The 14,808-nt window shown below is 70.6% G+C and carries 11 protein-coding genes; 4 read left to right on the forward strand and 7 right to left on the reverse strand.

From position 1 onward, the window contains the following. Positions 1-129: 129 nt before the first annotated feature. The 5 genes from ftsH to dacB all read right to left on the reverse strand — a co-directional run bounded on the left by ftsH (position 130) and on the right by dacB (position 7,293). Positions 130-2,154, reverse strand: coding sequence for an ATP-dependent zinc metalloprotease FtsH (gene ftsH / locus OG199_RS19745; RefSeq protein ID WP_356805990.1), 2,025 nt, complete (start codon positions 2,152-2,154; stop codon positions 130-132). A 198-nt stretch (positions 2,155-2,352) separates the two neighbouring features. Next, positions 2,353-2,913 carry a hypoxanthine phosphoribosyltransferase gene (gene hpt, locus OG199_RS19750; RefSeq protein ID WP_266706139.1) on the reverse strand — a complete coding sequence of 187 codons (561 nt, stop codon included), beginning with the start codon at positions 2,911-2,913 and terminating at the stop codon, positions 2,353-2,355. A 52-nt stretch (positions 2,914-2,965) separates the two neighbouring features. Then, positions 2,966-3,982 carry a tRNA lysidine(34) synthetase TilS gene (gene tilS, locus OG199_RS19755; protein ID WP_356805988.1) on the reverse strand — a complete coding sequence of 339 codons (1,017 nt, stop codon included), beginning with the start codon at positions 3,980-3,982 and terminating at the stop codon, positions 2,966-2,968. 193 nt (positions 3,983-4,175) lie between these two features. After that, entirely contained in the window at positions 4,176-5,306 is a 1,131-nt protein-coding gene (locus tag OG199_RS19760) for a zinc-dependent metalloprotease (RefSeq protein WP_401803894.1), read from the reverse strand. A gap of 406 nt (positions 5,307-5,712) precedes the next feature. Further along, positions 5,713-7,293 (reverse strand): D-alanyl-D-alanine carboxypeptidase/D-alanyl-D-alanine-endopeptidase, encoded by a 1,581-nt coding sequence (gene dacB / locus OG199_RS19765; protein WP_405830537.1) that lies wholly within the window; start codon positions 7,291-7,293, stop codon positions 5,713-5,715. Positions 7,294-7,372: 79 nt separating this feature from the next. Between dacB and OG199_RS19770 the strand changes: the two genes are divergently transcribed. After that, the gene (locus tag OG199_RS19770) at positions 7,373-7,864 is read left to right on the forward strand and encodes an inorganic diphosphatase (protein ID WP_168529311.1); all 492 of its coding nucleotides are present in this window, start codon (positions 7,373-7,375) and stop codon (positions 7,862-7,864) included. Positions 7,865-7,973: 109 nt separating this feature from the next. After that, entirely contained in the window at positions 7,974-9,614 is a 1,641-nt protein-coding gene (locus OG199_RS19775; protein ID WP_401803898.1) for a threonine/serine exporter ThrE family protein, read from the forward strand. Between the two features lie 35 nt (positions 9,615-9,649). On the opposite strand, the gene OG199_RS19780 is transcribed toward OG199_RS19775, so the two are convergent. Then, positions 9,650-10,819: a VTT domain-containing protein gene (locus OG199_RS19780; protein WP_405830539.1), complete on the reverse strand. Its 1,170-nt coding sequence runs from the start codon at positions 10,817-10,819 to the stop codon at positions 9,650-9,652. Positions 10,820-11,010: 191 nt separating this feature from the next. Then, on the reverse strand, positions 11,011-11,772 hold the full coding sequence (locus tag OG199_RS19785) for a MerR family transcriptional regulator (RefSeq protein ID WP_405830541.1): 762 nt from the start codon (positions 11,770-11,772) through the stop codon (positions 11,011-11,013). A 121-nt stretch (positions 11,773-11,893) separates the two neighbouring features. Here OG199_RS19785 and OG199_RS19790 point away from each other — a divergent pair, with 121 nt between their 5' ends. Both OG199_RS19790 and OG199_RS19795 read left to right on the forward strand, forming a co-directional pair. Beyond that, complete coding sequence (locus OG199_RS19790; protein ID WP_356809038.1) at positions 11,894-13,180, forward strand: ion channel protein; 1,287 nt, start codon at positions 11,894-11,896, stop codon at positions 13,178-13,180. Positions 13,181-13,244: 64 nt separating this feature from the next. Further along, positions 13,245-14,651: a glutamate decarboxylase gene (locus OG199_RS19795; RefSeq protein WP_356809039.1), complete on the forward strand. Its 1,407-nt coding sequence runs from the start codon at positions 13,245-13,247 to the stop codon at positions 14,649-14,651. Positions 14,652-14,808 lie beyond the last annotated feature (157 nt).

Consider the following 14,808-nt stretch of genomic DNA (forward strand, 5'->3'; position numbering starts at 1 on the left):
TGCCTCTCGGCGCGTGCGGTTCGACGCGCCGACGTGCGGGCATACCGAAATGCCGCGTCCCCCAGGCTAAAACCTGGGGGACGCGGCAGTCATTCCGGGCCTGCTGAGGCCGCCGGGGAGCTGAGCGGGTCAGCTCTCGGTGCGGTCCTCGGGAGCCGCTTCCTTCGCCGGGACGGATTCCGTCTTGACGATGGACGGCGTCGCGCCGTTCGCCCCGTTCGTCAGTGACAGCTCCTTGGGAGAGAGCACCGGCGGGCGGGTGGACGGGGTGCGGCGGGAGGAGCCGGTCCACGCGGGGCGGGCCGGGCGCTTCACGATGGGAGCGAAGACCTCGGCGATCTGCTCCTTGCTCAGCGTCTCCTTCTCCAGCAGCTGGAGCACCAGCGCGTCCAGAACATCGCGGTTCTCGACCAGGATCTCCCAGGCCTCGTTGTGCGCGTTCTCGATGAGCTTCTTGACCTCTTCGTCGACGAGCGCGGCGACCTCTTCCGAGTAGTCGCGCGGGTGCGACATCTCCCGGCCGAGGAACGGCTCGGTGTTGTCGCCGCCGAACTTGATCGCGCCGAGACGCTCGGTCATGCCGTACTGCGTGACCATCGCGCGGGCCGTTGCGGTGGCCTTCTCGATGTCGTTCGCGGCACCGGTGGTCGGGTCGTGGAAGACGAGCTCCTCGGCCGCGCGGCCGCCCAGCATGTAAGCCAGCTGGTCCAGCATCTCGTTGCGCGTCGTGGAGTACTTGTCCTCGTCCGGCAGGACCATCGTGTAACCGAGGGCCCGTCCACGCGACAGGATCGTGATCTTGTGGACCGGGTCGGAGTTCGGAGACGCCGCCGCGACCAGGGCGTGGCCGCCCTCGTGGTACGCGGTGATCTTCTTCTCCTTGTCCGACATGATCCGGGTCCGCTTCTGCGGGCCCGCGACCACGCGGTCGATCGCCTCGTCCAGCATGTTGTTGTCGACCAGCTTCTGGTTGCTGCGGGCCGTCAGGAGCGCGGCCTCGTTCAGCACGTTGGCCAGGTCGGCACCCGTGAAGCCGGGCGTGCGGCGGGCGACGGCGGACAGGTCGACGTCCGGAGCGACCGGCTTGCCCTTCTGGTGAACCTTGAGGATCTCCAGACGGCCCTGCATGTCCGGGCGGTCGACCGCGATCTGGCGGTCGAAGCGGCCGGGGCGCAGAAGGGCCGGGTCGAGGATGTCGGGCCGGTTCGTGGCGGCGATGAGGATCACGCCACCCTTCACGTCGAAGCCGTCCATCTCGACGAGCAGCTGGTTCAGCGTCTGCTCGCGCTCGTCGTGACCACCGCCGAGGCCGGCGCCGCGGTGGCGGCCGACCGCGTCGATCTCGTCGACGAAGACGATCGCCGGGGCGTTCGCCTTGGCCTGCTCGAAGAGGTCACGGACCCGGGAGGCGCCGACACCGACGAACATCTCGACGAAGTCGGAACCCGAGATCGAGTAGAAGGGAACGCCGGCCTCGCCCGCGACGGCGCGTGCGAGCAGCGTCTTACCGGTACCGGGAGGCCCGTACAGGAGCACACCCTTGGGGATCTTCGCCCCGACGGCCTGGAACTTCGCCGGCTCCTGCAGGAACTCCTTGATCTCCTGGAGCTCCTCCACCGCCTCGTCCGAACCCGCGACGTCCGAGAACGTCGTCTTCGGGGTGTCCTTGGTGATGAGCTTCGCCTTGGACTTCCCGAAGTTCATGACCCGGGAGCCGCCGCCCTGCATCTGGTTCATCAGGAACAGGAAGACGACGACGATGAGGACGAAGGGAAGCAGCGACAGCAGGATGCCCAGGAACGGGTTCTGCTTGGACGGCGAAACGGTGTAGCCGTCCGGAATCTGCTTGTTCTGGTACTTGTCCTGCAGGGTGTTGGCCAAGGCCACGCCCTGGTCGCCGATGTAGCTCGACTGGATCTTCGAGCTGCCATCGACCTTCTCGCCGTCCTTCAGCGAGACCTTGATGACCTGCTCGTCGCCAGTGGTGATCTTGGCCGACTCGACCTTGTTGTCATTGATCGCCTGGACGACCTGGCCGGTGTCCACTGTCTTGTAGCCGCCGGACGAGCCGACGACCTGCATCAACACGACCACGGCAAGGACGGCCAGCACGATCCACATGACCGGCCCACGGAAGTATCGCTTCACGTCCATCCATACGGAGCGGAGCCGCCCCGTCCCTCCTGCCATAGTGAGTTTGATAAAGACTTAGAAAGACTGTTCTTCGGACGGTACCCCAGCATTGTCACCCGAAGCCGCAGGGGACGACTGACAATCCCGCCCACGCATGCTCCAACGGCGCGAAACCCGCTGGGGTTCCCGATCGTCTTACGAAGACCGGGACTCGGGGGTTCAGCCGCCGTAGACGTGAGGCGCGAGCGTACCGACGAACGGGAGGTTGCGGTACTTCTCGGCGTAGTCCAGGCCGTACCCGACCACGAACTCGTTCGGGATGTCGAAGCCGACCCACTCGACGTCGATCGCGACCTTGGCCGCCTCCGGCTTGCGCAGCAGCGTGCACACCTTGAGGGAGGCGGGCTCGCGGGAGCCGAGGTTGGAGATCAGCCAGGACAGGGTCAGCCCGGAGTCGATGATGTCCTCGACGATCAGGACGTGCTTGCCCTTGATGTCGGTGTCGAGGTCCTTGAGGATCCGCACCACACCGGAGGACTGGGTGCCCGCGCCGTACGAGGACACCGCCATCCAGTCCATGGTGACGGGGGTGGACAGCGCACGCGCGAGGTCCGCCATGACCATGACGGCACCCTTGAGCACCCCCACGATCAGCAGGTCCTTGCCCGCGTACTCCGCGTCGACCTTCGCGGCCAGCTCGACCAGCTTCGCGTCGATCTCTTCCTTGGTGATGAGCACCGACTTGAGGTCGGTGCCCATGTCTTTCGCGTCCACCCGCATCACTTTCGGTCGTCCCACCGGCTGTCCCGGCCCTCTCCGGAGGGGGCTCGGTTCAGCTTTGCCGAATCACCAGTCTGCCACCCTGCCGCTGCGCGACGACTTTGCCCGGGAGATTGATGACTCCCTGACCGCGCCAGCCGGTGATCAGCCGGTCGACTTCCTCGATGTGGCGGGCGAACAGCGAACCGGCCGGGGCGCCCGCCTCGATGGCGGCCCGGCGCAGGATGCGGCGGCGTACGGCGGGCGGCAGGGCGTAGAGCTTGGCGCACTCCAGCAGGCCCGCGGTGTCCCGTACGGACGCCTCGGCCTGACGGGCCCAGGCGTCGAGGGCGTCGGCGTCGTCACGGGAGAGCTGGGCCGTACGCGCGAGGGCTCCGACCACCCCTTTGCCCAGCGCCTTCTCCAGGGCGGGCAGACCCTCGTGACGCAGTCGCGAGCGGGTGTAGGCGGGGTCGGCGTTGTGCGGGTCGTCCCAGACGGGCAGCGACTGGGCCATGCAGGCCTTGCGCGCGGTCTGCCGGTCGAGGTGCAGGAAAGGGCGCCGGTAACGGCCGCCGGCCCCCGAGACCTCGGCCATGCCGGACAGGGAGCGGATGCCGGAGCCGCGGGCGAGGCCCAGCAGAACCGTCTCGGCCTGATCGTCGCGCGTGTGTCCGAGGAGGACCGCGGCGGCGCCGTGGCGCTCTGCGGCGGCGTCCAGGGCCGCGTACCGGGCGTCGCGGGCGGCGGCCTCGGGGCCGCCGTCGCGGCCGACGGTCACGGCGAGGGACTCGACGGGCGCCATGCCCAGCTCGACGAGGCGAGAGACCACGTCGTCGGCGCGCAGATCGGAACCGGACTGCAGACCGTGGTCCACGGTGATGCCGCCGGCGCGGACACCGAGTTTGGGGGCTTCGAAGGCGAGGGCCGAGGCGAGCGCCATGGAGTCGGCGCCGCCGGAGCAGGCGACCAGCACGAGCGGGCCGAGCGGGGAGGGCTCGCCTGGGGGTCGGGTGTGGTCGGTGAGGATGTCGTGGAGTACGCGGCGGACCGCCAGGCGTATCGCCGCGACCGCAGGATGGGGACCCATGTCCGGTTCCCTTCATGAAGTTTTCGGGGGGTGAGCCCGAGTTTCGGTCACTCAGAGTGTGTCGATGGTGACAGAAACAGGCCGTTCCCCGAGCATTGCACGCCTACGCATGGCCCACGGTCCCTCGGACGGGTGATTGGAGGGGCGTTCACCTGCCGTCGGCCGGATTCGTTTCACGACCTCGTCGTAGGGTTCACGAATCCGTCCTGCGGTGCACCCGCGCGACCCAGTCCGCCGGTTTGGCGATCTCCGTCTTTGTCGGGAGCGTGTTCGGTGAAGTCCACACGCGGTTGAACCCGTCCATGCCCACCTGTTCGACGACCGCGCGCACGAACCGTTCGCCGTCCCTGTACTGCTTCAGTTTGGCGTCCAGACCCAGCAGCTTGCGCAGGGCGAGGTCCAGGCGCGAGGCACCCTTGGCCCGGCGCTGCTGGAACTTCTCGCGGATCTCCCCGACGGACGCGACCACGTCCGGGCCCACGCCGTCCATGACGAAGTCCGCGTGCCCCTCCAGGAGCGACATCACGGCCGTCAGCCGGGCCAGGATCTCCCGCTGGGCGGGCGTCTGCACGATCTCGACCAGTGAGCGGCCCTCGTCCTCCTCGCCCTCGGGCCGCCCGCCCGCGAGCGACTGCGCCGCCTCCCTGATGCGCTCCAGGACCGTCATGGGGTCGACCTCGGTCTCGGCCAAGAAAGACTGGATTTCGCCCTCCAGGTGGTCCCGCAGCCAGGGCACGGCCGAGAACTGGGTGCGGTGGGTCTCCTCGTGCAGACACACCCAGAGGCGGAAGTCGTGGGGCTCCACGTCGAGTTCGCGCTCCACGTGGACGATGTTCGGCGCGACCAGCAGGAGCCTGCCGCCGCCGTTCTCCCCGGCGGGCAGCTCGCGGGTCGCGGGGGCGAAGGTCTCGTACTGGCCGAGGACCCGCGACGACAGGAACGACAGCAGCATGCCCAGCTCCACGCCGGTCACCTTGCCGCCGACGGCGCCGAGGACGGCTCCGCCGGGGCCGCTCCCCCGGCGTTCCTGCATCTTGTCCAGCAGGGGCTTGAGGACCTCCCGGAACCCGGCGACGTTCGCCCGCACCCAGCCGGGGCGGTCGACCACGAGCACGGGGGTGTCGTGGGTGTCCTCCGTGCCCATCCGCGTGAAGCCCCGGACGTGCGCCTCCGAGGCCTTCGCGTGCCTGCGCAGCTCCGCGACGACCTCCCGGGCCTCGTCGCGGCTCACGTCGGGGCCTGGCCGCACGAGCCGTGTCGCGGTCGCCACCGCGAGATTCCAGTCGACCATCCCAGTAGATGCAGCACCACCGATGCTCGTCATGCGTCAACCGTACGTGAGGGGATCCGGCTGCGGTTAGGGGTGCGGCGCCGGATGAGTCCCCCGCCCGGGGCTGCCGGGGCTCGTGCGGCTGAGGGGGCCCGGACCCGTCGGCGCGTCCGGCCGGGCCCGGTCCGGGTCCCCGGGGGCCCACGTCGGATCGCCTCCGCCGCGACACCGGGTCGGGTCCTGGCCCTTCGCGCCCTTCGCGCCGGCCGTGTCCGGTCACGGCGCAGGCGCTGTCCCGTAGGCCGCGGTGATCGGCGCGCGACGTCGGACGCGGTGCGTCGCAAGGCGGAAGGCGGAAGGCGGAGGGTCGTCCTCGTACCGGGTGTGTTCGGGCGACCCGACCGCGCGGCCGGGCCCCGTCACCGTCGTCGTGCGGCCGCCGGGGATCACGGGACGGTCCTCAGCGGCAGCCGCAGCCCGCCAGTGTCGAGGCCGTGTCGTCCAGGGCCGACTGGGCCGCCATGGGATCGGACGTGCCGGAGGCCAGGAAGGCGAAGGCCAGCAGCCGGCCGTCCGCGTCCACGACCGTGCCCGCCAGGGTGTTCACCCCGGTCAGGGTGCCGGTCTTGGCGCGCACGACACCGGGTCCGGAGGAGTCGTCGGTGTAGCGGTCGCTGAGGGTGCCCGTGAAGCCCGCGACCGGGAGGCCGGTCAGGACCGGGCGCAGCTCGGGCCGGGCGGGGTCACCGGCCTTCACCAGGAGGGCGGTGAGCAGGTCCGCCGTCAGCCGGTCGTCGCGGTTCAGGCCGCTGCCGTCCGTGAAGTGCGCCCCGGACAGCGGGAGTCCGAGCTTCCGCAGCTGCGCGTCGATCGCCCCGGCGCCGCCGCCGAAGCTCGGCTGCCGTCCCGTGGCGACGGCGACCTGACGCGCCATGGCCTCCGCGATGTCGTTGTCGCTGTTCGTCAACATCCGCTCCACGAGGGCGGACAGGGGCGGTGAGGAGACCGAGGCGAGGGCCTGCGAGCCGCTGGTGGCTCGCGACGGGCCGGGGGACGTGGCGTCGATGCCCTTGGCCCGCAGCAGGTCAGCGAACGTGCCGGCGGCGTCCGCCGCCGGGTCCGCGGTGCGTTCGGCCGGGCCACTGGTGGAGGCGTCGGTACGCCCCTCGTCGGCCGTCAGGGCGCTGACCGGCGCGAGGTTGGGGTTGGGGCCGATGGGATGCACGGCGGGACCGGAGTAGAGCGAGGTGTCGTACGAGAGCGTCACGCGGTCCAGGTGACGGGCCTTCAGCGCTTTCGCCGTGTCGTCGGCGAGGGTGCGCAGGCTCGCCCACTCCCCGGCGTCCTTGCGGGCGGTCAGGGTCGGGTCGCCGCCGCCGACGAGGACGACCTCCTTGGTGCCGGGCTCCAGCACCGTGCGGGTGGTGAGGCGGTGGTCGGCGCCCGCGGCGGAGAGCACGGCGACCGCGGTGGCGATCTTGGTGGTGGAGGCCGGGGTCTGCGCCGTGGCGGCCTCCTTGCCGTACAGCCGCCTGCCGGTCGCGACGTCGACGACCACGGCCGTGCGCCGGGCGCCGAGCTCGGGCACGCCCAGGAGCCGGTCGAGGGTGGCCGCGAGGGCCTTCCCGTCCGGGGCGGGCGCCACGGACGTGGTGCTGCCGAGGCCGGTGAGCACGGACGCGGCGCTGGGCGCGGGCGCCGGCGACGTAGGGGACGTATCGGCGTTCCGCCCGTGATCTGCGCCACCCTGCTGGTCCCGCGATGCGGCCCAGTCGCGCTCCGCCGTACGCTGACCGGTGGAGTCCCAGGGACCGGCCACGGCCACCGCCCCGGCCGCGAGCGCCAGGCCCGCGGCGGCGGCCACGGCCGTGAGCTGCGGGGTCGTGATCCTCCCGGAGCGCGGCCGCACGGCTTGAGCGACCCGCACCAGCTGCGGACGTACGGACCGCGCGACCCGCGTCACCCGCGGCTGAACGGCCCGCGCGACCCGCAGCACATGCGGTCTCGCGGCCCGCCAAGCCCTCAGCTCTGGCACGACCACCAGCCCCTTTCGCGATCACACACCTGCGTGAGGGACACTTAACCACCAGAACTATGTGTTGATCATGGAGGAGCCAGCGGTGGAGTTCGACGTCACGATCGAGATTCCGAAGGGTTCGCGGAACAAGTACGAGGTGGACCACGAGACCGGTCGGATCCGCCTGGACCGTCGACTCTTCACCTCGACCAGCTACCCGGCCGACTACGGCTTCGTCGAGAACACGCTCGGCGAGGACGGCGACCCGCTGGACGCGCTGGTCATCCTGGACGAGCCGACCTTCCCGGGCTGCCTCATCCAGTGCCGCACCATCGGCATGTTCCGTATGACGGACGAGGCCGGCGGCGACGACAAGCTGCTGTGCGTCCCGGCGCACGACCCGCGGGTGGAGCACCTGCGCGACATCCACCACGTGTCGGAGTTCGACCGCCTGGAGATCCAGCACTTCTTCGAGGTCTACAAGGACCTGGAGCCCGGCAAGTCCGTCGAGGGCGCCAACTGGGTGGGCCGCACGGAGGCCGAGGCCGAGATCGAGCGTTCCTACAAGCGACTCAAGGAGCAGGGCGGTCACTGATCCCTCCTGAGTTCCGCGGGCCGCGCCACCCCTGCCGGGGTGGCGCGGCCCGTTCGTGTATCAGTGCGCATACTGGGGCGTACGGGACCTGTGCAGTCGGGAGCAGTGGGTGACGGAAGCGGAGGACCGCAAACCGCAGTCGGACGAGGCGAGGAGTGCCTTCGTCCAGCCGGACGGCGTGGCGCAGGCGGTCGAGGACGAGTCGGGGACCACGTCGGAGTTCGCGATCCCCAAGGGGCTGGCGCCGCCGGAGCCGGCGGGCGCGGATTCCGAGGGGTCGGCGTTCAGCACGCCGCGCACCTACAGCGCACGGCACGCGCCGCCGGCCTTCACGCCGGCGACCGGCGTCCCCGTCGTCAGTCTGACCAAGGACGTGCCCTGGCAGGACCGGATGCGCACGATGCTGCGCATGCCCGTGGCCGAGCGCCCGGCACCCGAGCTGGTGCACAAGGAGGACGAGTCGGGGCCCGCCGTCCCGCGCGTGCTCGACCTGACGCTGCGTATCGGCGAGCTGCTGCTCGCGGGCGGCGAGGGTGCCGAGGACGTGGAGGCGGCCATGTTCGCCGTCTGCCGCTCCTACGGCCTGGACCGCTGCGAGCCGAACGTCACCTTCACACTGCTGTCGATCTCGCACCAGCCGTCCCTGGTGGACGATCCGGTGACGGCCTCGCGGACGGTACGCCGCCGGGGCACCGACTACACACGCCTGGCGGCCGTCTACCGGCTCGTCGACGACCTGAGCGACACCGAGACCGGGATCTCCCTGGAGGACGCCTACCGGCGGCTCGCCGAGATGCGACGCAACCGGCACCCGTATCCCGGCTGGGTGCTGACCGGCTCCAGCGGGCTGCTCGCGGGCGCGGCCTCGGTGCTCGTCGGCGGTGACGCCGTGGTGTTCGTCGCCGCGGCGCTGGGCGCGATGCTCGGTGACCGGCTCGCGTGGCTGTGCGCCGGGCGCGGGCTGCCGGAGTTCTACCAGTTCACGGTGGCCGCGATGCCGCCGGCCGCGATCGGGGTCGCGCTCCAGCTCGCGCACGTCGACGTGAAGGCGTCCGCGGTGATCACCGGTGGGCTCTTCGCGCTGCTGCCCGGGCGGGCGCTCGTCGCCGGCGTGCAGGACGGGCTGACCGGCTTCTACATCACCGCGTCCGCGCGGCTGCTGGAGGTCATGTACCTCTTCGTGGGCATCGTCGTCGGTGTCCTGGTGGTGCTGTATTTCGGCGTGAAGTTCGACGCCCAGCTCAACCCGGACCAGGCCCTGAGCATCTCCGAGCGGCCTTTGGTGCAGATCGCCGCGTCCATGCTGCTGTCCCTGACCTTCGCGGTCCTGCTCCAGCAGGAACGGTCCACCGTCCTCGCGGTCACCCTCAACGGCGGGGTGGCCTGGTCGGTCTACGGGGCGATGCACTACCCGGGCGGCATCTCGCCGGTCGCCTCGACGGCCGTCGCGGCGGGCCTGGTGGGTCTCTTCGGGCAGCTTCTGTCCCGCTACCGCTTCGCCTCCGCGCTGCCGTACACGACCGCCGCGATCGGGCCCCTGCTGCCCGGTTCGGCCACCTACTTCGGGCTGCTGTCCATCGCCCAGAACAACGTCGACAAGGGGCTGGTGTCCCTCACCAAGGCCGCCGCGCTCGCGATGGCCATCGCGATCGGGGTGAACCTGGGGTCGGAGATCTCCCGGCTGTTCCTGCGGGTGCCCGGCGGCTCCGCCGCGGGGCGGCGGGCCGCCAAGCGGACCAGGGGCTTCTGAGCCCCCACACCCCTTCCGGGGCGGTGTTCCCGGGCTCAGCCCCGGGGGTAGCCCTGGTGGTACGGGTTCTGCTGCTCGTCGTACGGCTGCTGCGGGTAGTCCTGCGGGTACTGCTGGGGCGGGTAGGCCTGGCCCTGATCGTGGTTCTGGCCCTGGCCCTGGCCGTGGCCGTGTCCCTGGTCGCGGTGGCCGCCGTAGTTCTGGTCGTGGCCCTGGTAGTAGCCCTGGTCCTGGGTGCCGTACGGCTGCTGGGGCTGCTGGGGCTGCTGCTGCGGGTATCGCCGGCCCTGGCCGTAGGGGTCCTGCTGCTGGTGTCCCTGGCCCTGGGCGTACTGGTCCCGCTGGTGCCGCCCCGGCTCCTGGCGGCCCTGCTGATACGGGTCCTGCTGCCGGTACGGATCCTGCTGGTACGGGTCCTGCCGGTACGGGTCCTGCTGCTGGTACGGGTCCTGCTGGTACGGGTCCTGGCCCTGCTGCGGCTGGTGCATCCGCAGCGGGCGCGTGGCGTCGTCCATGACGGGGGCCGTGGGCTGCTGCTGGTACGCGACCGGGCCCTGGGGGGCCTCCGGCTCCGGCGGGTTCTTCCTGGCCTTGGAGCGCGCCCGCAGGAACTCGATGGCGATCGGGACCACCGAGACGAGGACGATCAGGATCAGGATCGCCTCGATGTTGTCCTTGACGACGGCGATGTTGCCGAGCCAGGAGCCGAGCAGGGTGACACCCGCGCCCCACAGGACGCCACCGATGATGTTGAACGTGATGAAGGAGCGGTACCGCATGCCGCTGACGCCCGCGATGATCGGCGTGAACGTCCGCACGATCGGCACGAAGCGGGCCAGGACCAGGGACTTGGGGCCGTACTTCTCGAAGAACTCGTGGGCCTTGACCACGTTCTCCTGCTTGAAGAGGCGGGAGTCCGGGCGGGTGAAGAGCGAGGGGCCGACCTTCTTGCCGAAGAGGTAACCCGCCTGGTCGCCGAGGATCGCGGCGACGCAGATCAGGGCGACGGCTCCCCACAGGGGGAAGTCCAGCCGGTGCGACGTGATCAGCAGACCGCAGGTGAACAGCAGCGAGTCGCCCGGCAGGAAGAAGCCGATGAGCAGGCCGGACTCCGCGAAGACGACGAGAAGAAGGCCCCAGATGCCGAAGTTCTCCAGGAGCGTGTTCGGATCCAGCCAGCTTGGACCGAGGGCGAGCGTCGTCACGGTTCCGGGCTCCTGAGGGGTGAAGGAAGAGGCGGCGTCCTGGTACGGCGGTCAAAGCTATCAACGCATTGTGTCCACGCCAGGTTCCACGGATGTCCCCAGCATGCACTGTGGTCCCACTGGCACAAAGCTGTGAGCCACGGGGAACCGGAGAACACGTCCGCGACCGGGGACCCGCGGGACAGGCGCCGTCAGCCTCCGTGCCGCCTGACGTTCGCCGCGATCGCCTCCTTCAGGTGCTCGGCCAGTCCCGGGCGCATGGAGTCGTAGAACTCCTTGAACCGCTCGTCGGCCACGTACAGCTCGCCGAGACCCCGATGTGTCTCGTACGAGCAGGCGTAGAACCACCGGGTGATGTGGAGCCGGTGCTCCTCGGCCATGTCCATGGCGCGCTCACCGGTCGCGGGCTCACCGGCCTCCATGAGGGCGTCGTAGCGCACGCCCCAGGAAGCCACCTCGGCCTGCATGCGCTTCCAGTCGTCCTTGGTGTAGCGGGCGGCGCGGCGCTGCGACTCGGCGTACGCCTCGGTGCCTCCCCAGCGCTGCTCGGCCTCCTCGGCGTGCGCCTCGGGGTCCTTGTCCCCGAAGACCTCGAACTTCTCCTCGGGCGTGAGATCGATACCCATCGTGCGTGCCTCCATGGCGTGCTCCACGGCCGCGGCCATCTTCCGCAGTTTCTCGATCCGGGCGGTCAGCAGGTCGTGCCGGCGGCGCAGATGCGCGCGCGGGTCCGCTTCCGGGTCGTCGAGCAGGGCCGCGACCTCGTCGAGCGGGAAGCCGAGTTCCCGGTAGAACAGGATCTGCTGCAGCCGGTCGAGGTCGGTGTCGCCGTAGCGCCGGTGCCCCGCGTGGCTGCGCCCGCTCGGCACGAGCAGGCCGATCTCGTCGTAGTGGTGCAGGGTGCGCACCGTGACCCCGGCGAAACCGGCGACCTGGCCCACCGAATAGCTCACTTCCGCTCCTTCCTCCGTACGCCCTTCAGCCTGGCCCCTGACGTCACGTGAGGTGCAAGCGGGAATTCCGCGCGACGCCACTCCGGATGTGGTGTCCGGTTTGCCCGCTTAGGGTGACCGCGTGACCCACGACGCGGCCCGGCAGGCACATGCCTCCGCCCCGGCGACCCCCGCGCGGGCGCTGCTGCCGCTGATCGTCCCGGCACTCGTCGTCGGCGTCGCGGCCAGCCTTCTGTTCCTCGGGGTGAGCGCGCTCGCGGAGAAGCTCCAGGGGGTGCTCTGGAACGGCCTCCCGGAGTCGCTGGGGGTCGGCCGGTACTCCGTGCTCTGGATGCTCGTCGTCCTCACCTCGACGGGCGTCCTGGTCGGTCTGGTGGTGTGGAAGGTCCCGGGCCACGCGGGCCCCGACCCGGCGACCGTCGGGCTCTCGGCGCCCCCGATGCCGCCCTCCGTGCTGCCCGGCCTGCTGGTGGCGACCGCGCTGATGCTGGCCGGCGGTCCGAGTCTGGGACCGGAGAACCCGATCATCGCCACCAATATCGCACTCGCGTTCTGGCTGGGCCGCAGACTCGCACCACGGCTGCCTGGTGGCCTGTGGGCGGCGCTGGCCGAGGCGGCGACGATCGGCGCGCTGTTCGGGACGCCGGTCGCGGCGGCACTGGTCATCTCCGAGGCGCTCGCCGGACAACAGCTGGACGGCAAGCTGTGGGACAACCTGTTCGCGCCGTTGACGGCCGCCGCCACGGGTGCCACGACGACCGCCCTGGTGGCCCATCCGACCTTCGACCTCCATCTGCCCCCGCTCGGACCGCCCCGCGGGGGCGACGTCCTGGCCGCGCTCGTGGTCGCTTCCGCGGCGGCGCTGCTCGGCATGGCAGCGGTCTACGCCTTCCCGTACGTCCACGGCGCCTTCTCCCGGCTCGGGCACCCCATGCTGGCCCTCCCGCTCGGCGGGCTCGTCCTCGGCCTGCTGGGCGCCCTGGGCGGGCATCTGACGCTCTTCAAGGGGCTGGACGAGGTGGGCGAGCTGGCCAGGAACCCCGAGGGCTGGTCGGCCGGGCAGTTCGCCACGATGACGGTGGTGAAGCTCGCCGCCCTGGTCGTCGCCGCGTCCTGCGGCTTCCGGGGCGGCCGGATCTTCCCGGCCGTCTTCATCGGCGCCGCGTTCGGCCTGCTCGCCCATGCGCTCGTCGCCGCGGTCCCGCCCGCTCTCGGCGTGTCCGCGGGGGTGCTGGGCATGCTCCTCGCGATCACCCGGCAGGGCTGGATGAGTCTGTTCACGGCGGCCGTCCTGGTCGCCTCTCCCACGATCCTCGCCCTGCTGTGCATCGCGTCCCTGCCGGCCTGGCTGCTGGTGACCGGCAGACCGCAGATGCAGCTCCAACGGGACGGAACCGCCGTTCGTTGACCTCACAGCACCTCACAGCACCTCACAGGACCCCGCAGGACCCTCAGACGCGATGGGAGAGCTCATGCCGCTCCACAAAGGCCCCGAGAAGCCCGACGAGCGACCGATGTCCGTCAACCCCTTCTTCGGCGACGCGAATCCGCTCGGCGACATGACCGAGGCCCCGCCCAAGCACCGGCTTCCGGACCGGCCGCTCACGCCCACGATCGCCTACCAGCTGGTCCACGACGAACTGATGCTGGACGGCAACGCACGGCTGAATCTCGCCACCTTCGTCACCACCTGGATGGAGCCGCAGGCCGGGGTGCTGATGGGGGAGTGCCTCGACAAGAACATGATCGACAAGGACGAGTACCCGCGCACCGCCGAGCTGGAGCGACGCTGCGTGTCCATGCTCGCGGACCTGTGGAACGCGCCCGATCCCGGGGCCGTCGTGGGCTGTTCCACGACCGGTTCGAGCGAGGCGTGCATGCTCGCGGGGATGGCGCTGAAGCGACGCTGGACGCTGCGGAACGCGGACCGGTACCCGGGAGCGCGCCCCAACCTCGTCATGGGGGTGAACGTCCAGGTCTGCTGGGAGAAGTTCTGCAACTTCTGGGAGGTCGAGGCCCGCCAAGTACCCATGGAGGGCGACCGGTTCCACCTCGACCCGCAGGCGGCGGCCGACCTGTGCGACGAGAACACCATCGGCGTCGTCGGGATCCTCGGCTCCACCTTCGACGGGTCCTACGAGCCGATCGCGGACCTCTGCGCGGCCCTCGACCGGCTCCAGGAGCGTACGGGCCTGGACATCCCCGTCCATGTCGACGGGGCGTCCGGCGGGATGATCGCCCCCTTCCTGGACCCGGACCTGGTCTGGGACTTCCGGCTGCCGCGGGTGTCGTCGATCAACACCTCGGGCCACAAGTACGGGCTCGTCTACCCGGGTGTCGGATGGGCACTGTGGCGGTCGTCGGCCGAGCTGCCGGAGGAGCTCGTCTTCCGGGTCAACTACCTGGGCGGCGACATGCCGACCTTCGCGCTCAACTTCTCGCGGCCCGGCGCACAGGTCGCGGCGCAGTACTACACCTTCCTGCGGCTGGGCCGGGAGGGCTACCGGGCCGTCCAGCAGACGACCCGGGACCTGGCCCGCGGGCTCGCCCGGCGGATCGAGGAGCTGGAGGACTTCCGCCTGATCACCCGGGGCGACCAACTGCCCGTCTTCGCCTTCACGACGGCGCCCCACGTGAGCGCGTACGACGTCTTCGACGTGTCCCGGCGCTTGCGGGAGAACGGCTGGCTGGTGCCCGCGTACACCTTCCCGGCCAACCGGGAGGACCTGTCGGTGCTGCGGGTGGTGTGCCGTAACGGCTTCTCGGCGGACCTCGCCGACCTCTTCATGGAGGACCTGACCCGGCTGGTGCCCCAGCTGCGCCGCCAGCCGCATCCATGGACCCGTGACAAGCAGGCGGCGACCGGTTTCCACCACTGACGACGCGTGCGGGGGCGCGCCGTTCCCATCCCTGGGGGCTCCGCCCCCAGACCCCCTATCGGCCTGGACGGCCTCGTCCTCGAGCGCCGGACGGGCTGATGGTGCCGGCCTGGTCTGCGGATCTTCAGCCCGTCCGGCGCTTGAGGACGAGCCCTTC

The sequence above is a fragment of the Streptomyces sp. NBC_01176 genome, assembly GCF_045039825.1.
Lineage (GTDB): Bacteria > Actinomycetota > Actinomycetes > Streptomycetales > Streptomycetaceae > Streptomyces.

What these genes read in the sequence shown, in the direction of transcription:
- hpt (WP_266706139.1), bottom strand. Translation starts at nt 2,913, where the DNA reads ATGCGGGTGGACGCGAAAGACATGGGCACCGACCTCAAGTCGGTGCTC.
- ftsH (WP_356805990.1), bottom strand. Translation starts at nt 2,154, where the DNA reads ATGGACGTGAAGCGATACTTCCGTGGGCCGGTCATGTGGATCGTGCTG.
- OG199_RS19760 (WP_401803894.1), bottom strand. Translation starts at nt 5,306, where the DNA reads ATGACGAGCATCGGTGGTGCTGCATCTACTGGGATGGTCGACTGGAAT.
- OG199_RS19795 (WP_356809039.1), top strand. Translation starts at nt 13,245, where the DNA reads ATGCCGCTCCACAAAGGCCCCGAGAAGCCCGACGAGCGACCGATGTCC.
- tilS (WP_356805988.1), bottom strand. Translation starts at nt 3,982, where the DNA reads ATGGGTCCCCATCCTGCGGTCGCGGCGATACGCCTGGCGGTCCGCCGC.